The 19,851-nt window shown below is 73.9% G+C and carries 17 protein-coding genes; 6 read left to right on the top strand and 11 right to left on the bottom strand.

Annotation, left to right across the window (positions count from 1 at the left end):
* Nucleotides 1-225: 225 nt before the first annotated feature.
* Complete coding sequence (locus OO57_RS16840) at nucleotides 226-573, bottom strand: WhiB family transcriptional regulator (protein ID WP_033253294.1); 348 nt, start codon at nucleotides 571-573, stop codon at nucleotides 226-228.
* A gap of 243 nt (nucleotides 574-816) precedes the next feature.
* Nucleotides 817-1,545, bottom strand: coding sequence for a DUF1707 SHOCT-like domain-containing protein (locus OO57_RS16835; RefSeq protein ID WP_033253293.1), 729 nt, complete (start codon nucleotides 1,543-1,545; stop codon nucleotides 817-819).
* A 161-nt stretch (nucleotides 1,546-1,706) separates the two neighbouring features.
* Between OO57_RS16835 and OO57_RS16830 the strand changes: the two genes are divergently transcribed.
* On the top strand, nucleotides 1,707-3,368 hold the full coding sequence (locus tag OO57_RS16830) for a fumarate hydratase (RefSeq protein ID WP_033253292.1): 1,662 nt from the start codon (nucleotides 1,707-1,709) through the stop codon (nucleotides 3,366-3,368).
* 80 nt (nucleotides 3,369-3,448) lie between these two features.
* Here the strand turns inward: OO57_RS16830 and OO57_RS42605 are convergent, their stop codons facing one another.
* Entirely contained in the window at nucleotides 3,449-3,658 is a 210-nt protein-coding gene (locus tag OO57_RS42605) for a hypothetical protein (protein WP_033253291.1), read from the bottom strand.
* Nucleotides 3,659-3,870: 212 nt separating this feature from the next.
* Between OO57_RS42605 and OO57_RS16820 the strand changes: the two genes are divergently transcribed.
* The 3 genes from OO57_RS16820 to OO57_RS16810 all read left to right on the top strand — a co-directional run bounded on the left by OO57_RS16820 (nucleotide 3,871) and on the right by OO57_RS16810 (nucleotide 9,898).
* Nucleotides 3,871-6,849, top strand: a complete 2,979-nt coding sequence (locus tag OO57_RS16820) for an AfsR/SARP family transcriptional regulator (protein ID WP_063737579.1) — start codon at nucleotides 3,871-3,873, stop codon at nucleotides 6,847-6,849.
* A gap of 450 nt (nucleotides 6,850-7,299) precedes the next feature.
* Nucleotides 7,300-8,037 carry a class I SAM-dependent methyltransferase gene (locus OO57_RS16815; protein ID WP_234337370.1) on the top strand — a complete coding sequence of 246 codons (738 nt, stop codon included), beginning with the start codon at nucleotides 7,300-7,302 and terminating at the stop codon, nucleotides 8,035-8,037.
* 52 nt (nucleotides 8,038-8,089) lie between these two features.
* Nucleotides 8,090-9,898 carry an ATP-binding SpoIIE family protein phosphatase gene (locus tag OO57_RS16810; RefSeq protein WP_081973730.1) on the top strand — a complete coding sequence of 603 codons (1,809 nt, stop codon included), beginning with the start codon at nucleotides 8,090-8,092 and terminating at the stop codon, nucleotides 9,896-9,898.
* 54 nt (nucleotides 9,899-9,952) lie between these two features.
* Here OO57_RS16810 and OO57_RS16805 read toward each other — a convergent pair whose 3' ends face one another.
* The 5 genes from OO57_RS16805 to OO57_RS16785 form a co-directional block, all read right to left on the bottom strand.
* The gene (locus OO57_RS16805) at nucleotides 9,953-10,969 is read right to left on the bottom strand and encodes a zinc-binding dehydrogenase (protein WP_033253290.1); all 1,017 of its coding nucleotides are present in this window, start codon (nucleotides 10,967-10,969) and stop codon (nucleotides 9,953-9,955) included.
* Nucleotides 10,938-11,381 (bottom strand): MerR family transcriptional regulator, encoded by a 444-nt coding sequence (locus tag OO57_RS16800; RefSeq protein ID WP_081973732.1) that lies wholly within the window; start codon nucleotides 11,379-11,381, stop codon nucleotides 10,938-10,940. The genes OO57_RS16805 and OO57_RS16800 overlap by 32 nt, the downstream gene beginning before the upstream one ends.
* A 91-nt stretch (nucleotides 11,382-11,472) precedes the next feature.
* Nucleotides 11,473-12,201, bottom strand: coding sequence for an HNH endonuclease (locus OO57_RS16795; RefSeq protein WP_033253289.1), 729 nt, complete (start codon nucleotides 12,199-12,201; stop codon nucleotides 11,473-11,475).
* A complete protein-coding gene (locus OO57_RS45575) occupies nucleotides 12,198-13,106 on the bottom strand; it encodes an AAA family ATPase (RefSeq protein WP_418909895.1) in 909 nt (302 codons plus the stop codon). Before OO57_RS45575 ends, OO57_RS16795 begins: the two co-directional genes overlap by 4 nt.
* Nucleotides 13,107-13,257: 151 nt before the next feature.
* On the bottom strand, nucleotides 13,258-14,199 hold the full coding sequence (locus tag OO57_RS16785; protein ID WP_033253288.1) for a LysR substrate-binding domain-containing protein: 942 nt from the start codon (nucleotides 14,197-14,199) through the stop codon (nucleotides 13,258-13,260).
* A gap of 172 nt (nucleotides 14,200-14,371) precedes the next feature.
* Between OO57_RS16785 and OO57_RS16780 the strand changes: the two genes are divergently transcribed.
* Both OO57_RS16780 and OO57_RS16775 read left to right on the top strand, forming a co-directional pair.
* Nucleotides 14,372-14,923: a peroxiredoxin gene (locus tag OO57_RS16780; protein ID WP_033253287.1), complete on the top strand. Its 552-nt coding sequence runs from the start codon at nucleotides 14,372-14,374 to the stop codon at nucleotides 14,921-14,923.
* 3 nt (nucleotides 14,924-14,926) lie between these two features.
* Nucleotides 14,927-15,460 (top strand): alkyl hydroperoxide reductase, encoded by a 534-nt coding sequence (locus OO57_RS16775; RefSeq protein ID WP_033253286.1) that lies wholly within the window; start codon nucleotides 14,927-14,929, stop codon nucleotides 15,458-15,460.
* A 73-nt stretch (nucleotides 15,461-15,533) separates the two neighbouring features.
* Here the strand turns inward: OO57_RS16775 and OO57_RS16770 are convergent, their stop codons facing one another.
* The 3 genes from OO57_RS16770 to OO57_RS16760 all read right to left on the bottom strand — a co-directional run bounded on the left by OO57_RS16770 (nucleotide 15,534) and on the right by OO57_RS16760 (nucleotide 19,802).
* The gene (locus tag OO57_RS16770) at nucleotides 15,534-16,973 is read right to left on the bottom strand and encodes an AI-2E family transporter (protein ID WP_033253285.1); all 1,440 of its coding nucleotides are present in this window, start codon (nucleotides 16,971-16,973) and stop codon (nucleotides 15,534-15,536) included.
* A 414-nt stretch (nucleotides 16,974-17,387) separates the two neighbouring features.
* Complete coding sequence (locus OO57_RS16765; protein WP_033253284.1) at nucleotides 17,388-18,065, bottom strand: transglycosylase SLT domain-containing protein; 678 nt, start codon at nucleotides 18,063-18,065, stop codon at nucleotides 17,388-17,390.
* 405 nt (nucleotides 18,066-18,470) lie between these two features.
* Nucleotides 18,471-19,802: a PhoH family protein gene (locus OO57_RS16760; RefSeq protein ID WP_033253283.1), complete on the bottom strand. Its 1,332-nt coding sequence runs from the start codon at nucleotides 19,800-19,802 to the stop codon at nucleotides 18,471-18,473.
* Nucleotides 19,803-19,851: the final 49 nt, after the last annotated feature.

Raw genomic sequence — 19,851 nt, 5'->3', positions numbered from 1 at the left:
GGTCGCGAGGGAGTCCAGGTCAGGCATCACAACCGACCTTTGGACTCCCTCGCTTCATCTCATGCGTGCCAGCAAGCCCTTCGCATCAATCATCTAGCGCGAGGGCGCGCACAGCGAGACCGCGGGACGGTGCAGGTGACCGTCCTGCTTCGCGATCTGGCTGTGCGTGCTCGCTCGGCCGCGCGGTTCCCCGCGCCCCTGGTTTCGCCCCCGGGGGGAGCGTCCTCAGCCGGCTATGCGGGCCGGGACGCGGATCTCCGCCTCGCGGCGGCGGCGGCGGGCGAGGACGACGCGGCGCTCGGCGGCGGTGAGGCCGCCCCAGACGCCGTAGGGCTCGGGCTGGGCGAGGGCGTGCTCCCGGCACTCCAGGAGGACGGGGCAGCGGGCGCAGACGCGCTTGGCCTGCTCCTCGCGGGCGAGGCGGGCGGCCGTGGGCTCCTTGGAGGGGGCGAAGAACAGCCCGGCCTCGTCGCTGCGGCAGGCGGCGGAGGTGTGCCAGGGGTTGTCGTCCACGTCCGGCTGGGCCGCCGGACGGCGGGCGGCGGCAGCGGTGGACTCGATCGGATGCAGCACGGTTACTCCTGACCAGGCTCAAGGCTCGGGGACGGTGTCGCCTCCTGCCCGACTGCCCCGTGCTCCCTCGCCGTGGCACCGTCGCCGACCCGCGGGGTCACAGCCGTACAGGAACGATGTGCGATTGGAACTACCCCGCCGCTCCGGGATTCATGCACACCGCACGCAACCGGCCGCCCGCTGCACCCGGGACAACGGCGGGTGCAGCGGGGCGAGTTGACGCCGCATCGGGAAGTGCGCAGGTCAGCCGTCGAGCTGGCGGCGGACCCACTCCTTGAGCTTCTTGCCGCGCCGCGGCTTGGCCTCGACGCCGCCGAACACGGCGGCGCCCTTGACCCGGACGACCGGGGCGTAGGGGTCGGCGGAGGTCTGCTCGCGGACCTCGAAGCCGCCGAAGACGCCCGCGCCGCCGCCGTGCAGGCTGACGTTCTCGGGGACGCGGACCTCGACGCCGCCGAACACCGTGACCACCTCGATGACCACCTCGGGGGACTCGAAGACCGCGTCGGTGAGGTCGATCTCGATGCCGCCGAACACGGCGACCGCCTTGAGGTGCGAGCCGACCCGCCAGCGGCCCTTGCGGGAGGCGCCGCCGAAGACCGCGACCATGGTGGGCGACTCGACCCGGGCCGGGGGCAGCGCGGGCTGCGGGGCCGGGGCGGGGGCCTCCAGCGGGGCCTTGGTGAGGTTGTGCCGGATCGCCCCGGGGTGGCTGGGGAGGTCGCGGGTGAGGGGCTCCAACTCGCCGAAGGTGCGGGCGTTGTAGGCGGCCTCGATGCGTTCGGCGTGCTCGTCGACGGTCAGTCGGCCCTCGGCGTACGCGTCGCGCAGCAGGTCGGCGACGCGTTCGCGGTCGGCGTCGGAGGCGCGCAGTTCGGCCGCCAGGTCGGTGCCGGGGGCCTGGACGGGTGCGTTCTTCGGCAGCGGGGCGGGCAGCGGGCCCTGCGGGTCCTGCTCGGGAGAGTTGTCCACCTCACACAGCCTAGCGAGCCCGTCGACGAACCGAACGGCGGTTCGACACAACGGGCGTGACCCCGGTCACGGAGGCGGACCTGGGCGCGGGGGCCGGGGCCGGTGCGCCTAACCTGGAGGGTGCCTCGTCGACGAAGCCGAAAGAACCGAAGGATCTCCCCATGGCCCCAGAGTTCGCCTACCGCGACCTGCTCCCGCTCGGCACGGACACCACTCCGTACCGCAAGCTCACCTCCGAGGGAGTCTCGACCTTCGAGGCCGGCGGTCGCACCTTCCTGCAGGTCGAGCCGGAGGCACTGCGGCTGCTGACGGCCGAGGCGATGCACGACATCTCGCACTACCTGCGCCCGGCGCACCTGGCGCAGCTGCGCCGGATCCTGGACGACCCGGAGGCCAGCCCGAACGACCGGTTCGTGGCGCTGGACCTGCTGAAGAACGTCAACATCTCGGCGGGCGGCATCCTGCCGATGTGCCAGGACACCGGCACCGCGATCGTGATGGGCAAGCGCGGCCAGCACGTGCTGACCTCCGGCGAGGACGAGTCGGCGATCGCCCGCGGCGTGTTCGACGCGTACACCGAGCTGAACCTGCGGTACTCCCAGATGGCCCCGGTGACCATGTGGGACGAGAAGAACACCGGCAACAACCTGCCGGCCCAGATCGAGCTGTACGCCACCGACGGGGACGCCTACAAGTTCCTGTTCATGGCGAAAGGCGGCGGCTCCGCCAACAAGTCGTACCTGTACCAGGAGACCAAGGCGATCCTCAACGAGGCGTCGATGCTCAACTTCCTGGAGCAGAAGATCCGTTCGCTGGGCACCGCGGCCTGCCCGCCGTACCACCTGGCGATCGTGGTCGGCGGCACCAGCGCCGAGTTCGCCCTGAAGACCGCGAAGTACGCCTCCGCGCACTACCTGGACAACCTGCCCACCGGCGGCGACGCGCGGACCGGGCACGGCTTCCGCGACCTGGAGCTGGAGCAGAAGGTCTTCGAGCTGACCCAGAAGATCGGCATCGGCGCGCAGTTCGGCGGCAAGTACTTCTGCCACGACGTGCGCGTCATCCGGCTGCCGCGGCACGGCGCCTCGCTGCCGGTCGCGATGGCGGTGTCCTGCTCGGCGGACCGCCAGGCGCTCGGCAAGATCACCGCCGAGGGCGTGTTCCTGGAGCAGCTGGAGACCGACCCGGCGAAGTACCTGCCGGAGACCACCGACGAGCACCTGAACGACGACGTGGTGCGGATCGACCTGAACCGCCCGATGTCCGAGGTCCGCGCCGAGCTGTCCAAGTACCCGGTGAAGACCCGGCTCTCGCTGACCGGCACGCTGGTGGTGGCCCGCGACATCGCGCACGCCAAGATCAAGGAGCGGCTGGACGCCGGGCAGGGCATGCCGCAGTACCTGAAGGACCACCCGGTGTACTACGCGGGCCCGGCGAAGACCCCCGAGGGCTTCGCGTCCGGCTCGTTCGGCCCGACCACGGCCGGGCGGATGGACTCCTACGTCGACCAGTTCCAGGCGGCGGGCGGCTCGATGGTGATGCTGGCCAAGGGCAACCGCTCCAAGCAGGTCACCAAGGCGTGCAACGAGCACGGCGGCTTCTACCTGGGCTCGATCGGCGGCCCGGCGGCCCGGCTCGCGCAGGACTGCATCAAGAAGGTCGAGGTGCTGGAGTACCCGGAGCTCGGCATGGAGGCGGTCTGGCGGATCGAGGTGGAGGACTTCCCGGCGTTCATCGTGGTGGACGACAAGGGCAACGACTTCTTCGCCGAGGTCACCGACGGGCCGCTGATCACCAGCCTGCGGGTGCGCTCGGCGCAGTAGCGGTGTCCGTGCGCTGAAACGGGACGAGCCCCGGCCGGTGAGGGTCGGGGCTCGTTCTGGTGGTGCGGAAGCAGGTGCGGTCACGGGCAGTTGCCGACGAGGCCGAGCGGCTCGAAGGTCTCGCCGTCCTTCGGCTCGGCCGGCGTCTCGACCGGCACCTCGACCGGCGCCTCGGCCAGCGCTTCGAGGGCGTTCTCGAGCGCGTTCGGGTCGGTGGTGGCGGCGGTGTGCTCGACCGGGGCCGGGGTCTGCTCGGCCTCGGGAACGGCGGTGGTGGTCTCGTCGGCCATGGGGTGGGCCGCCTTTCAGCTGAGAGGGTTTCGATCACCCGGGCGACTGTCGCTGGGCGCGCGGACAGTATCGTAGGCACCGCTAAATGTCTTATAAACGTTGCACCGCGCATCCGCTTGGTGGACGTTTGCGCGGTTCCTCATAAGCTGTCGCCCCCACCCGACCGGCGCCGGCGTGGGGAACAGACGGTTCATCGGCCACAGGGGAGGACATGGAGCATCAGGACACGCGCTCCGCCGCGGCGTTGCGCTTCCAAGTGCTCGGCCCTGTCCAGGCGTGGCGCGGCGACGTACCGCTGGCGCTCGGTTCACCTCAGCAACAGGCCGTCCTGGTGGCCCTGCTGCTCAGCGAGGGCCGTCCGGTGACCACCGACGACCTGGTGGACGGCATCTGGGGGGACCGCACCCCGCCGCAGGCGGTGGCCGCGCTGCGCACCTACGTCTCCCGGCTGCGCTCGGTGCTGGAGCCCAACCGCACCGCCCGCAAGCCCTCCGAGGTCCTGGTCTCGATGACCGACGGCTACGCGCTGCGGATCCCGGCCGACGCCCTGGACTCGACGGTCTTCGAGCAGCGGGTCGCCGAGGCGTCCGTCGCCCGGGCCGACGGCGGCCTGCGCCCCGCCCACGACACCCTGGTCGCCGCACTCGACCTGTGGCGCGGCCGACCGCTGGCCGGGGTGCCGGGGCCGTACGCCGAGACCCAGCGCGGCCGACTGTCCGAGCGGCAGCTGGCGGTGGCCGAGGAGCGCTGCGCGCTGGCCCTGGAGATCGGCCTGCACGCCGACGTGGTGGCCGAGTTGAACTCGCTGTCCGCCGCGCACCCGCTGCGCGAGCGGCTGCGCGAACTGCTGATGCTGGCGCTGTACCGCAGCGGTCGGCAGGCCGAGTCGCTGGGCGTGTACGCGGACACCCGCAAGCTGCTGATCGACGAGCTGGGCGTGGAGCCGGGCAGCGGGCTGTCCACCATGCACGCCCGGATCCTGGCCGGCGACCCGGAGCTGCTGGCGCCGTCGGCCGCCCCGCCGAAGGCCGCCGCCGAGCCTCCTCCGTTCGTCCCGCCCGCCCAACTCCCGGCCGACGTCTCGGACTTCAGCGGACGCAGCAAGATGGTGAGCGAACTCCGCGACGTACTGAGGGCGGGTTCCGGCCAAGCCGTCGTGGTGACCTCGCTGGCCGGCATCGGCGGCGTCGGCAAGACCACCCTCGCCGTGCACGTCGCGCACTCGCTGCGGCCGGACTTCCCGGACGGGCAGCTGTACGTGGACCTGCGCGGCGCGGGCGCCTCCCCCGCCGACCCGGCCGTGGTGCTCGGCGACTTCCTGCACGCGCTCGGCGCGCCCGACGCCCCCGACTCGCTGGAGCAGCGCGCCGCGCTGTACCGCTCGCTGCTGGCCGACAAGCGGATGCTGATCCTGCTCGACAACGCCCGCGACGCCGGGCAGTTGCGGCCGCTGATCCCCGGCGTCTCCGGCAACGCGGTGATGGTGACCAGCCGCTCCCGGCTGGCCGAACTGCCCGGCGCGCACCTGGTCGACATCGAGGAGCTGACCCCGGACGAGGCGCTGGCGCTGTTCTCGGCGATCGTCGGCGCCGAGCGGGTCGGCGCCGAACCGGAGGCCGCGCTGCAGGTGGTGACCTCCTGCGGGTTCCTGCCGCTGGCGGTCCGGATCGCCGCCGCCCGGCTGGCCAGCCGTCCGCGCTGGAGCGTCTCCGACCTGGCCCGGCGGTTAGCGGACCAGCGCAACCGGCTCCAGGAGCTCCAGCTCGGCAACCTCGCCGTGGAGACCACCCTGGGGCTCGGTTACGCCCAGCTCCGGCCGGAGGAGGCCCGGGCGTTCCGGCTGCTCGCCCTGGTCGACTCCCCCGACCTGCCGCTGCCGGCCGTCGCCGCGCTGCTCGGCGCCCCCGAGCAGGAGGCCGAGGACCTGGCGGAGGCCCTGGTCGAGGCCAACATGCTGGAGTGCTTCACCCCCGGCCGGTACCGCTACCACGACCTGTTGCGCCTGTACGCGCAGCGGCAGAACGCCAAACTGGCGGACGTCGAGCAGCAGCAGGCGGCGCTGCTGCGGCTGCTGGACCTGCTGCACGCCACCATGAGCAACGTCCAGCAGGTGGTCGAGCCGGACGACCTGGCCATCGAGCCGCTGCACCGGGCCGACTCGACCGGCCAGTCGTTCGCCGACGACCACGCGGCCCGCGACTGGCTCCGGTCCGAGATCGGTGTCCTGCTGGGTGCCGTCGAGGCCGCCGCCAACGGCCCCCGCTGCCTGCTGCAGCCCGCCGTGGACATCCTGCAGACCCTGACGTTCGTGGGCGAGGACCCGACGCACGCCCCGCGGTTCCTCGCCGTGCTCCGGGCCGCCGCGGCGAGTCCGGTGGCCCTGCGGGACCCGGAAACCCTGGCCTGCGTGCACCACGCGCTCGGCCAGCTCCACCGGACCGCCTCCGAACTCACGGCGTCCGAGGAGTCGTTGGCCCTCAGCCTGGCCCTGCAACCCGCCGACCGGGCCACCTCGCTCCGGCTGACCACCGCCAACGGCCTGGCCATCACGCTGTTCCTGGCCGGTCGGCCCGCCGAGGCGCTGTCCCTCTACCAGCAGGCGCTGGAGGTGGTCCGTCAGTTGGGCTCCCCGATCAGCGAGGCCCGGCTGCTCGGCAACATGGCCCGGGCCCACGTCGGCCTGGACCGGCACGCCGAGGCGGAGGAGGCCGCCCGCGCCGCCGTGGCCGCCGCCCGGACGTCCGGGAACGTGCCGTGCCTGGCGGACACCCTCTACCAGTTGGGCGTGGTGCTGCGCTCGACCGGTTCGCCCGGCGAGGCGGCGGTGCACCTGCGGGAGGCGCACCAGCTCTACCGGCAGCAGCAGCACCCGATCTGGGAGGGCTACTCGCTGGCCCGGCTGGCGGCCTGCCTGCTCGCCGACGGCCGGTTCCCGGCGGCGGCGGAGGCGGCCGAGGAGTCGTTGTCGATCGCCCAGGAGATCGAGGCCGCGTACTGCCAGGGCATGGCGAACGCGGCGCTGGGCGAGGCGCTCCTGGAGCTGGGGCAGCCCTCGCGCGGGCTGGCCTGTCTCCGGGAGGCGCTCACGGTGTTCACCCGGCTCGGTGTGCCCGAGGCCCAACCCGTGCAGGACCTCATCGCTTCGCGGCACACCGAGCCTTCCCCTCCCCTCGTTCCCCCCGCGCCGTAGGCCTCCGCTCCCCCGCGGTCACCCCCCTGGTTCCCCCTGGCGGAAGCCTTCCCCCCGGGAGCGTCGGCGTCCCCGCAGCCCCCCGGCTGCGGGAACACCTTGACGCTTCCCCGGCGCTGAGAAGACTCTGACAGGTGGCGATTGACGTTCGATAAACGCCTGCGGCAAGGCCGTTGAAGGGGGTACGGGGGCGCGCGTCAGCACAGGTCGCCGGCCTGGCACGCCGCGTGGCGCGGGCGCGCCATGCGGCGTGCGGGGTGCTGGCGCGCCACCTGGCGGACGCCGGTGTGCCCCCCTGGCGGGCGATAAGCGCCCAACGGCGCACGAGTTGGCCGGAAACGGACTCCACGGTGCGGTGATCGCGTTTATTCTCGAAGGCCAGGGTCGGGAGTGGAGTGCGGGCCACGACGGGCAGGGCAGGACGCGCGCGGGAGAGGTGCCCAGATCATCGTGACGGACGAACAGAGCGCTGCCGCGGCCGACGCCGACCGCGCGTCCGCGGCGGGTGTGCGCCGGGCCGAACGGGCCCGCCAGGCCGCCGTGTTCGACACGATCGGGGGCCGCTACCAGGAGGTATTTCCGGCCAGGGCCGGGCAGCTCGCGTGCGGCGACTGGCTGCTGGCCGAACTCCCGCCCGGCGCCCGGGTGCTGGACGTGGGCTGCGGGGCCGGTGAGCCGACCGCCCGCCAACTGGCCACGGGCGGGCTGCGGGTGACCGGCGTCGACCTGGCGGAGGGCATGCTGGCGCAGGCCCGGGCGGCCGTCCCGGCGGCGTCCTTCCACCGGCTGGACGTCCTGGACCTCGGCCTGGAGAGCGCCGGAACCCGTTGGGGCGCACCGGAGTTGGGCCCCGACGGGCAGGGCTCGCTGGACGCCGCGGCGGCGTTCTTCTCACTGCTGATGCTGCCCCGCGCGGAGATCGCCGAGACGCTCGGCCGCCTCCGCGGGCTGCTGCGCCCCGGCGGCCTGCTGGCGCTGGGCATGGTCGAGGCGGACCTGGACGACGCGCCGCTGCCGTTCCTGGAGCAGGAGATCCGGGTCAGCGGGTACCTGCGCGAGGAGCTGACGGCACTGCTGGAGGGCGCCGGTTTCGCGGTGGAGGCGGTGGACAGCCAGTCGTACGCGCCCGCCGGGTCCGCGCAGCCGCCGGAGACCCAGCTGTACCTGCGCTGTCGGCGCACCGACTGACGCGGCGTCAGTCTCCGTACCCGAGACCACACCTGCACAGATCGGGCAGCCCGTGCGCGACCACCTGGAGCCCTTGGCGGGGCAGCCGCCCGCCGTTCCCGTCCAGCGGCACCCGCCGCCCGGCGGGGGTGCCTCCGAGGCGTCGGCCCCCTCCGCCGGACCGGCCTCCGGCGAGGCGTCCGCCGGTGAGGCGTCCGCCGGTGTGCCGCAGCGGCTGGCGGAGCGGCTGGCCGCGCTGGACCGGGCGGCCCGGCGGATCAACAGCTCGCTGGACCTGACGGCGACCCTGCGCAACCTGGGCCGGGTGCTCGTCCCGGCGGTCGCGGACGCCCTGGTGGTGCTGGTCCGCGACCCGCTGCCGGACGTCGAGCGCGACCCGGGCCCGCCCCGGGCCCTGCTGGTGCGGCACACCTGCGGCACCCGGCTGGGCCGCCGCGCCGGACTGCGCCCGGTGCTGCCGGGCAGCCTCCTGGAGCGCGCGCTGGCCCGCCGCGCCCCGAACGGGCCGACCGTGCTGGACGGCCGCCGCGGCGGCCTGGCCGCCGAGCTGCTGGGCGCCCGGGCGCTGGGCCGGCTGCCCGCCGGGACGGCGCTGCTGGCGCTGCCGCTGCACGGGCGGCAGGCCGCGCTCGGCATGCTGCTGCTGGTGCGCCGCCCGCCCGCCGACGGCGCCCCGGCGGGCTTCGACCCGGCCGACGCCGCGACCGCCGCGCACCTGGCCACCCACGGCGGCCTGGCGGTGGACACCGCGCTGCGCTACACCCGCGAGTGGGAGATCGCCGACCAGTTGCAGCGCTCGATGCTGCCCGCGCACCTGCCGCAGCCGCACGGCGTCCGGCTGGCGCACCGGTACCTGCCGGGCGAGCGCGGCGCGCAGGTCGGCGGCGACTGGTACGACTCGATCCCGCTGCCCGGCAACCGGGTCGCGCTGATCACCGGCGACGTGATGGGCCACTCGCTGACCTCGGCCGCCGTGATGGGCCAGCTGCGCACCTCCGCGCAGACCCTGGCGGGCCTCGACCTGCCGCCGCACGAGGTGCTGTACCACCTCGACGAGCAGGCCCAACGGCTGGGCCGCGAGCACCACTTGGCGACCTGCGTGTACGCGGTGTACGACCCGATCGCGGGCCGGGTGCGGATCGCCAACGCCGGGCACGTGCCGCCGGTGCTGATCGGGCCGGACGGCCGCAGCGAGCTGCTGGACCTGCCGTCGGGCGCGCCGATCGGCGTCGGCGGGGTGGACTTCGCCTCGGTGGAGCTGCCCGCGCCGCCCGGTTCGGCGCTGCTGCTGTTCACCGACGGCCTGGTGGAGACCCGCCGCCGCCCCCTGGGCACCGGCCTGGAGCTGCTGCGGGCCCGGCTGGCGGGCGGCAACCGGCTCGACCCGGAGCAGCTGTGCCAGGAGGCGCTGCGGATCCTGCCGCCGGGCGACCGGGCGGACGACATCGCGCTGCTGGCGGCCGCGTTCGACGGCATCCCGGCCGAGGACGTCGCGCACTGGCACCTGCAGCCGCGGCACGAGACGCCGGGCCGGGCGCGTCGGCTGGCCGGGCACGCGCTGCGCCGCTGGGGGCTCGACCACCTGGTGGAGAACTGCGAGTTGATGGTCAGCGAGCTGGTCACCAACGCGATCCAGCACGCCACCCGGCCGGTGACGCTGCGGCTGGTGCGGACGTCGCTGCTGCGCTGCGAGGTCGGCGACGACTCGCCCGCGCTGCCGCGCACCCGCCGGGCCGGGCCGGAGGAGGAGCGCGGGCGCGGCCTGCAGATAGTGGCCAGGTACGCGGACCGCTGGGGCGCGACCCGGCTGGGCGCGGGCAAGGTGGTCTGGTTCGAGCAGCGGCTGGAGCGCGGCCGCTGACGGCTGCGGGGCGGGACAGGACGGGACAGGACAGGACAGGCTACGGGGCGGGGCTCAGCGCCAGGGGTCGAGGGCGTGCTTGCCGCTGGTCCGGCCGGCTTCGAGGCGCTCCAGCACGGCCGGGCCGTCGGCCAGCGGGTGGACCGCGGGGGTGCCGGGCGGGTAGGTGCCGTCGGCGATCAGCGTCCCGAGTTCGGCGATCAGCGAGCGGTAGAGGGCCGGGGCGGCGGCGGCCAGGGCGCCGATGTGCAGGCCCTTGACCTGGACGGGGTGGGTGAAGACCAGGTCGTGGGTGCTCAGGGTGGCGTCGCCGGAGGCGGCGCCGAACACCACGACGCGTCCGGTGAAGGGCTTGGTGACCGCCAGGCTGGCGCCGAAGGTGGCCCGCCCCACCGACTCCAGGACCAGGTCGACGCCGCCGGTCAGGCGGGTGACCTCCGCGGCGAGGTCGGGGCGCCGGGCGTCCAGGACCTGGTCGGCGCCGAGCGCCCGGACGGTGTCGTGCTTCGCCGGGGACGCGGTGGCGACCACCCGCGCGCCGTAGTGGCGGGCCAGTCGGACGGCGGCCTGCCCGACGCCTCCGGCCGCGGCGTGGACGAGCACCGTCTCGCCGGCCGCGATCCCGCCCAGCGGCTTGAGCGCGGCCAGGGCGGTCGCCCAGTTCAGCACCATGCCGAGCGCTGCGGCGTCGCTCCAGCCCGCGGGCACGGGGAGCGCCCCGGCCGCCGACACCGTCGCGTACTGCGCGAACGCGCCGGGGCCGGTGCCGACGACGCGGGTGCCGGGCGGGTAGGGGTCGGTGACGTCCGGTCCGGTGCCCACGATCTCGCCCGCGGCCTCGAAGCCTGCGACGTAGGGCGCCTGCGGGCCGCCCCCGTACGTTCCGCGGGTCTGCATGACGTCCGCGAAGTTGACCCCGGCGGCGCCCACCCGGATCAGGTACTCGCCGGGGCCCGGCTCGGGGCGGGGGCGGCCGGTGGTGAGGGTCAGGTCGCGGGGGCCCCGGTGCGAGCGCTGGAGCAGGGCCCGGGTCGTCCGCTCATCGGTGTTCCGCTGTTCGTCGGTCTCCATGGGCCGAAGGTAGGACCCTGACACTTGCGTCAGGGTCAAGCGGCGGGCGGGGGTCGGGGCGGGGCGCCGCCCGGAGGTAGGCGTCGAGCGCCGCGTGCTGCTCACCCAGGAGGGCGATCCGGGCGGCGAGCCTGTCCCGGTGGTCGCGCACCTCACGCAGGAACTCCGCGTCCGGCGGGGCGGCTGCGCTGCCGGACGCGTCGGCCGGGTCGGGCAGGGCCTCCCTGATCAGCCGCACGGGCAGCCCCGACTCCAGCAGCGAGCGGATGAGGAGCACCCGGTCGATCGTGGAGCGGCAGTAGTCGCGGAACCCGTTGTCGAGCCGCCCGGGGACGATCAGCCCCTCGTGCTCGTAGTGCCGCAGCGACCTCGCGCTGACGCCGCCGGCTCGGGCGGCCTCTCCGATCCTCATGTCCGCGGCCAACGCCCGGGGGCGCCGGGATCTTCCGCCCCGACTCCTGGCGCAGCGTCAACGAGCCCGGGAAGGAGGTGAGTTGATGCCGTCATCCGGTGAGCCCCGACGGGTCGGCGACGATCCGGTCGAGCGCGTCGAGCACCTCCGGGCCGAGCACGGCGAGCGCCAGCGGGCGGCTGCGGCGCAGGGCGAGGACGGTGCGCAGCACGTCGGCGTGGTGGATCTCGCGCAGCGCGGCGGCGTACTCGGCGGCCGCGGCGGGGGTGGCGGCGGCCTGCCAGGCCAGCAGCAGGGCCTTGACCACGGCGAACATCATCCGGCGGCCGCGGACGAGTTCGGGCCGGTCGTTGAGGCCGAACACCTCGACGGTGGCCTCGCCGCGGACGGTCAGCGGGTCGTACGCGCCGGAGTCCAGGTAGAGCCGCAGGTGGTCGGCCGGGTCCTCGCGGCAGGGGTCGACCAGCAGGCCGTCGCCGGTGGCCGGGTCGCGCGGGAAGCGGTCGCGCTTGCGGTTGCTGTTGCAGTGGGCGCAGGCCAGCAGGTGGTTCTGCCAGTCGAAGGTGCGCAGCGGGGCCTGGGCGATCGGTTCGAAGTGGTCGATGTCGGTGCCCAGGTTGTCGCCGCAGTACATGCAGCGTTCCAGGCCGGGCGCCATCTGCCGCAGCATCAGCCGGAGTTGGGCCTTGGGGCGGACGGCGCGGCGCCAGGCGGCGCGCCCGGAGGCGGTGTTCGGGCCCGCGGCCCGCACCTGGGCGGTGGCGCGTTCGAGTTCGGCGGCCAGCCGGGGCTGGAGCGGTGGCCGCTGGAGCGGGATCACCCGTCCCTGCCGAGCAGCCGGGCGGTGACCTCGTCGACCCGGGCGGTCAGCGAGCTGTTGAGCTTGGCGCCGAGTTCGCGGTACTCGGCGAGTTCGGCGTCGGTGGCCTGCCCGGCGTACATCTTGCGCTCCAGGCGCACCAGCATCCGGCGCTCGGCCTCGGCGGCGGGCGAGTAGGCGCTGGGCAGGGCGAACAGCTCGGACAGCGCGGTGTCCTCGCCGCTGCCGTACAGCACCCGCTGCCGGAGCTCCTCGTCCAGCCGGTACGGGGCGCGGTCCTCGTCGGGGCCGGGCAGCCGGACGAGGGCGCCGGGGTCGGCGGCCTGGCAGACGTACGGGCTGTGGGTGGCGACCAGGAACTGGGCGTGCGGGAAGCGCTCGGTGAGCCAGGGGCCGATCCGCTGCTGCCAGGCGGGGTGCAGGTGCCGGTCGACGTCGTCCAGCAGCACCGGGCCCGGAGTGGCGGGGGCGGCCGCGAGCTGGCTGAGCAGGCGGACCAACTCGGCGGTGCCGTCGCCGAGTTCGTCCAGCGGGAGTTCCAGTCCGGCCCGGGCGACGTACTGCCGTTCGGGGTCGCTGACCCGCCAGCCGGGGGGCAGCACCTCGGCGGCGAGTTCGGCGTCCAGCGGGGTGCGGCGGCCCAGGGCGGGCAGCGGGTGGTGGGCGCGCGGGGGGCCCGGCGGGTCGCCGACCCGCCAGCGCGGGGCCGGGTCGGCCCGGACCCAGCCGTCGGCGCCCCAGCGGGCCGCGGGGCCGGTGGGCAGGGCGCCGAGCGCCATCGCGAGCACCCGCAGCAGGGTGCTCTTCCCGCTGCCGTTCGGGCCGGCGAACACCGTCCAGCCCGGCTCCGGCGGGATCGTCAGGTCGACCTCCCGCGCGCCGGTGAAGCACTTCACGCCGGACACCCTGATCCGCGACACGTACACCGGACCACCCCCTCGGAGCGGTTTATGCCCACGCCCCGGCCCGCACACGCCCGGCCGTCAGGTTAACGTGACGCGGCGTCAACCCGGCGGTGCGGTGCGGCCGTCGCCCGTTCGGGTGGGGCGGGGGCGCTCAGGCGGCGAGGCGGACCGGCAGGCCCCGCAGGGCCTCGCGGAGGGCGGCCGCGAACCGGCCGTACTCGTTGGTGCGGGCGGAGCCGGGGCGGTGGGCGAGGCCGATCCGGCGGCCGGGGGCGGGGCGGGCGAAGCGGACGGCGGCGAGGCGGTCGGTGCGTCCGGCCTCGACGTCGAGGGCGGTGGCGGGCAGCAGGGTGACGCCGAGGCCGCCGGCCACCAGCTGGACCAGGGTGGAGAGCCCGGCGGCCCGGGTGCTGCCGCCGGCCGGTTCGGCGCCGACCTCGCGGCAGATGTCGAGCGCCTGGTCGCGCAGGCAGTGCCCCTCCTCCAGCAGCAGCACGTCGAGGTCGAGCAGCGCGTCCCGGGGGACGTCGGCCCGCCCGGCGAGCGCGTGCCCGGGCGGCACGACCAGCACGAAGTCCTCGTCGAACAGCGGGATCTCGGCCACCGGCAGCGCCCCGCCCGCGGGCAGCGCGAGCAGCAGCAGGTCGAGCCGCCCGTCGGCCAGGCCGTTCAGCAGCGAGGGGGTGCGCTCCTCGTGGACGTGCAGTTCGAGGTCGGGGTAGGCGCCGCGGACCAGCCGCAGCACGGTGGGCAGCAGGTACGGTGCGACGGTGGGGATCACCCCGAGGTGCAGCGGCCCGGTGAACGGGCGGCGGGCGGCCTCGGCCTCCTCGGTGAGCGCGTGCAGCGCGGACAGCACCCGGCGGGAGTGCTCGGCGATCCGCTCCCCGAGCGGGGTGATCACGACCCGGCGGGTGGTGCGTTCGACGAGCTGCGCGCCGAGTGACTCCTCCAGCGCGGCGACCGCCCCGGACAGCGCGGACTGGCTGGTGCCGATCGCGGCGGCCGCCTCCCGGAAGTGCCGGTGCTCGGCGACCGCGGCGAAGGCCCGCAGCTGGGAGACGGTGGGGGTGCGGGGTGCGCTGGGCTTCACGGGGCGGTGCTTCCTGCCGGTCGACGGGGGTGCTCCGTTCCAGTCTGCCGCACTGATCGGACTTGCCTATCGCGGCCTGCGGCAGAACCGATTTCACTGATCAGTTGGCTTGTGCAAAGGTGGGAAGTGTCCGCAATCCGGACAACCCTCGTCCCAACCCTGGAGATGCGACGTGCTGACGATCGGCGACAAGTTCCCCGAGTACGAACTCAACGCCTGCGTGGACCTCGATGCCGCGAACGCCTTCGCCGAGATCAACCACAAGTCCTACGAGGGCAAGTGGCGCGTGGTGTTCTTCTGGCCGATGGACTTCACCTTCGTCTGCCCGACCGAGATCGCCGCGTTCGGCAAGCTGAACGAGGAGTTCGCCGACCGCGACGCCCAGGTCCTCGGCGTCTCCGGCGACTCCGAGTACGTCCACCACGCCTGGCGCAAGGACCACAAGGACCTGCGCGACCTGCCCTTCCCGATGCTCGCCGACGTCAAGCACGACCTGATGCGGGCCTGCGGCGTCGAGGGCGCGGACGGCACCGCCCAGCGCGCGGTGTTCATCGTCGACCCGAACAACGAGATCCAGTTCGTCATGGTGACCGCCGGCTCCGTCGGCCGGAACCCCAAGGAGGTGCTGCGGGTCCTCGACGCCCTGCAGACCGACGAGCTGTGCCCGTGCAACTGGACCAAGGGCGAGGACACCCTCGACGCCCAGTCCCTGCTGGCCGGCTGACCGATGGCGCTCGACGAACTCAAGGCCGCCCTGCCGGACTACGCCAAGGACCTCAAGCTCAACCTCGGCTCCGTGATCGGCAACTCCGACCTGCCCGAGCAGCAGCTCTGGGGCACCGTCCTCGCCTGCGCGATGGCCACCCGCTCCCCGATCGTGCTGCGCGAGCTGGAGCCCGAGGCCAGGGCCAACCTGAAGCCCGAGGCCTACGAGGCCGCCAAGGGCGCGGCCGCGATCATGGCGATGAACAACGTCTACTACCGGACGCTGCACCTGCTCTCCGACAAGGAGTACGGGACGATGCGGGCCGGTCTGCGGATGAACATCATCGGCAACCCGGGCGTCGACAAGGTCGACTTCGAGCTGTGGTCCTTCGCCGTCTCGGCGATCAACGGCTGCGGCCAGTGCCTCGACTCGCACGAGGGCGTGCTGCGCAAGGCGGGCGTCGACCGCGAGGTGGTGCAGGCCGCGGTGAAGATCGCCGCGACCGTCCAGGCCGTCGCCGCGGTGCTGGACGCGGAGGCGCAGCTGCCGCGCTGAGCACGCCGAACGGAAAGGTCCGCCCGGGGAGGGGTTCTCCCCCCGGGCGGACCTTTCCGCGTGCGGGCGGCCGCTACTGCTTCCGGGCGGCCTCGATGGCCTGGAAGACCTCCTGCCCGGCCGCGTTGCGCTGGCGCAGGTGGCCGGTGACGGTGTTGGTGACGGCGATCAGCGGGACGGCGACGATCGCGCCGGGGATGCCGCCGATGATGGAGCCCGCGGCGACGCCGAGGACCACGCCGAGCGGGTGGACCCGGACGGCGCGGCCGAGGATGAGGGGCTGCAGGATGTGGCCCTCCAGCTGCTGGACGCCGATCAGGATCACCAGCACCACCAGGGCCTTGCCGACGCTGGCGGTGGCGACCAGGGCGATCAGCACCGCGATGGTGCCGGTGACCAGGGCGCCGACCAGCGGCACGAACGCGCCCAGGAAGATGATCACCGCGAGCGGGATCGCCATCGGCACGCCGACCATGCTGATCCCGATGCCGATGCAGAGCGCGTCGATGAAGGCGACGGCGACGGTGCCGCGCACGTACGCGGTGAGGGTGGCCCAGGCCTTGGGGCCCGCGCCGGCCATCGCGTAGCGGGAGTGCCGGGGCAGTCCGCGCAGCACCCAGCTCCAGATCCGGGCGCCGTCGTAGAGCAGGAAGAAGGTGGTGAACGCGGTGAGCACCACGCCGGTGAGCAGTTCGACGGCGATGGTGACGCCGGTGAAGCCGGCCGAGGTGAGCGCCTCGGAGTTCTTGCCGATGGCGGTGGTGATCTGGTTGGTGACGTTGTTGAGCTGGTCCGGGGTGAGGTGGAAGGGGCCGTTGAGCAGCCAGTCGCGCAGCTGCCGCACGCCGTCCTGGACCTGGGTGGTGACCGAGTCGAGGTTGCTGGAGACCTGCCAGAACACGAACCAGCCGACCAGGCCGATGCTGGCCAGGCCCGCCAGGAAGGTGACGACGGCGGCCAGCGAGCGGGGCACGCCGCGCCGGCGCAGCCAGGAGACGGTGGGTTCGAGCAGCGCGGAGATGAGCAGGGCGGCGACCGCGGAGAAGGCGACCAGCTTGAGGGTGTCGATGACGAGGAAGAGCACGTAGAGGGCGACGCCGATCAGCAGCAGCCGCCAGGTGGACTCGGCGGCGACCCGCAGGCTCCAGGGCACGGCCTCGACCGGGTTGGCGGGACGGCCGAGCGGCACGCCGCCGAGCTGCTGCTCGGCGGGTTGCGGGGCGCGCGGGGCGGGGACGGTGTCGTCGGTGCGCACGGCCCCTCCTTCCGGTGGTGCGGCTGGTGCGTCCGCCGATCCGCCGGTGCGCCCGGCGAGTTGACGGGCCGTCTGCTCGGCGGTGCGCAGGGCGGCCCGTTCGGCGGCGAGTTCGACGGCCTGTTCGTTGGCGAGGACGTGCGCCTCGGCGGAGATGGCCGCGCGGCGGCGGCGTTCGGCCGCGGCGAACAGGCCGGCCGCGACCGCCCCCAGTTTGGCGATGCCGCGCCAGCGGCCACCGCCCGTCTCTTCCGTCACTGCCGGTCCCCCCGTGTCGCACGCGTCGTCTGCTCCGGGCCGCGGATCGCGCGGCCGTCGGTGAGGAACGCTACCCGCCGGTGGGGCGCCCGGTCTCAGGGGTGTCTCGGCGAACCACCGGGAAATTCCGGCAATTCACCAGCTTTCCGGAGGTTTCGCCAGGGGGATGGGGGGAAGGGGTGTGAGCAGAACGGACCTTCCGTCGGCGGACCGGCCGGGAGCGGAGAAAACCAGGACCCGCTCCGTTCCCCCGCGTCCGCACCGAGCCGTCACCGCCCGCGGTGCACTGGTCAGCGCCGCCGGGGCGGGGCGGCCCGCGCCGTGGCCACCGCCTCGCGGCGGCAGCACGAAGGGCCCGCGCCCCGCGGGAGAGCGGGGGGCGGGCCCTTCGGTGTGCGTACGGGGCCGGCGGGCCTAGTACCAGTGGTGGGACTGCCAGAACGACCAGGCGCCGCAGGGGCTGCCGTAGCGGCTGTTCATGTAGTTCAGGCCCCACTTGATCTGGGTCGCGGGGTTGGTGCGCCAGTCCGCTCCGGCCGTGGCCATCTTGGAGCCGGGCAGCGCCTGCACCAGGCCGTAGGCGCCGGAGGAGGCGTTGGTGGCGGTGTAGTCCCAGCCGCTCTCGCGCTTCACGATCTGGCTGAAGCACTGGAACTGGTTGGCGTCGCCGACGATCTGCAGCGCCATGTCCTGGACGGAGCCGGGGCTGACTGTGGCCAGCACGCTGCGGGCGGCGGCGCGGTTGGCCTCCTCCTTGGCGCGCTTCTCCTCGGCCGCCTTGGCGGCCTTGTCCGCGTCGGCCTTGGCCTGGGCGTCGGCCGCGGCCTTCTGCCGGGCGGCTTCCTCGGCGGCCTTCTTGGCGGCGGCGTCGGCGGAGACCTGCTGGGCGTCGGCCTGACGGCCGATGCCGTCGCTGACGTTCTGGGCCTGCGTGCCGGTGGGAGCGTCGGCGAGCAGCGTGGCGCTCGCGACATCGACCGTCTGGACGTCGGCCTTGCCCTCACTGCCAGAGGCCGCACCCACGACGGCACCCACGGCGGTCACCGCGGTGGCGGAGGCGACAGCGACTCCCCGGACCGAGATCCGAGTCACATGGTTTCCTTCCAGCGTCGCCCGTCCTGTGACCGTACGGGCGCGTATCTGCCCCGGGCACTGGCCTCCGTCGAACGCTGGTCACGGGAGGCTCGGGCTCGCCGCCTCCCGGACGACGTCCGGGAACTGCGGCTGGAACGAGCGGCGTACGGCTCTGCGGTGTTCAGTTGTGCGCCCGCCGACCGGAGTTGCCGGGCGTGCATTGCCGTACGCGGGGCCTGACAGAACCCTCACCATGCCGCACGCGGGCGTGTCTACGCAATTCCCTGTGCCGTGGCGGATCTCACAAACTTTTCGACCTGCGGCTTTGGCCGGGGGGCCGCCGAAGGGACGTCAGTTCGACTGACAGCGCAGGGGCCTGACGCTATGCGCCAGGCCCCTTTGCCCCGTTGTGTCCGGTTATGCCTAGGGCTGGATGTCCTCCAGCATCTCGGTCACCAGGGCGGCGATCGGCGAGCGCTCCGACCGCGTGAGCGTGACGTGGGCGAACAGCGGGTGGCCCTTCAGCTTCTCGACCACGGCGACCACCCCGTCGTACCGGCCGACCCGCAGGTTGTCGCGCTGGGCGACGTCGTGGGTGAGGACCACGCGGGAGTTCTGGCCGATCCGGGAGAGCACCGTGAGCAGCACGTTGCGCTCCAGCGACTGGGCCTCGTCCACGATCACGAAGGCGTCGTGCAGCGAGCGGCCGCGGATGTGGGTGAGCGGCAGGACCTCCAGCATGCCGCGGGAGATGACCTCCTCGATCACGTCGGGCGTGGTGACGGCGGAGAGGGTGTCGAAGACCGCCTGGGCCCAGGGGCCCATCTTCTCGGCCTCGCTGCCGGGCAGGTAGCCGAGCTCCTGGCCGCCGACCGCGTACAGCGGGCGGAAGACCATCACCTTGCGGTGCTGGCGGCGCTCCAGGACGGCTTCGAGGCCGGCGCACAGGGCGAGCGCGGACTTGCCGGTGCCGGCCCGGCCGCCCATCGAGATGATGCCGATCTCCGGGTCGAGCAGCAGGTCGAGGGCGATCCGCTGCTCGGCGCTGCGGCCGCGCAGGCCGAACGCCTCGCGGTCGCCGCGCACCAGCTGCACCCGGCCGTCGGGGGCGACCCGGCCCAGCGCCCGGCCGCGCTCGGAGTGCAGCACCAGGCCGGTGTGGACGGGGAGCTGCTCGGCGCCCTCGACCTGCAGGGCGTGCTCCTGGCCGGCGAACAGCTGGTCCACCTGGTCCGCGGGGACGTGCAGTTCGGTCATGCCCGTCCAGCCGGAGGTGATCGCCAGCTCGGCCCGGTACTCCTCGGCCAGCAGGCCGACCGAGCTCGCCTTGATCCGCAGCGGCAGGTCCTTGGAGACCACCGTGACGTCGTAGCCCTCGGCCTGGAGGTTGCGGGCGACCGCGAGGATCCGGGTGTCGGCCTCGCCGCCGCCGACCCGGTAGCCGGCCGGGAGGATCGAGGTGTCGGAGTGGTTCAGCTCGACCCGGATGGTGCCGCCGAGCTCGCCGACCGGGATCGGCTCGTCCAGCCGGCCGTGCCGGACCCGGTAGTCGTCCAGCATCCGCAGCGCCTGACGGGCGAAGTAGCCCAGCTCCGGATGGTGCCGCTTGGCCTCCAACTCCGTCACCACGACGACCGGGAGGACCACTTCGTGCTCCTCGAAGCGCGTCATCGCGAGGGGGTCGGCCAGGAGCACGCTGGTGTCGAGGACGTACGTGCGCCGGTCAGGTGTCCGGCGGCTCTTGGAACTGACCACTAGCCCTCCAGAGCGGGTGACCCGACGTCACCCGCGGCCCACCGTTCCC

It is taken from the genome of Kitasatospora phosalacinea (assembly GCF_000717185.1).
In the GTDB taxonomy this organism is placed as follows: domain Bacteria; phylum Actinomycetota; class Actinomycetes; order Streptomycetales; family Streptomycetaceae; genus Kitasatospora; species Kitasatospora phosalacinea_A.
This window is presented reverse-complemented; position numbering and strand designations above follow the sequence as displayed.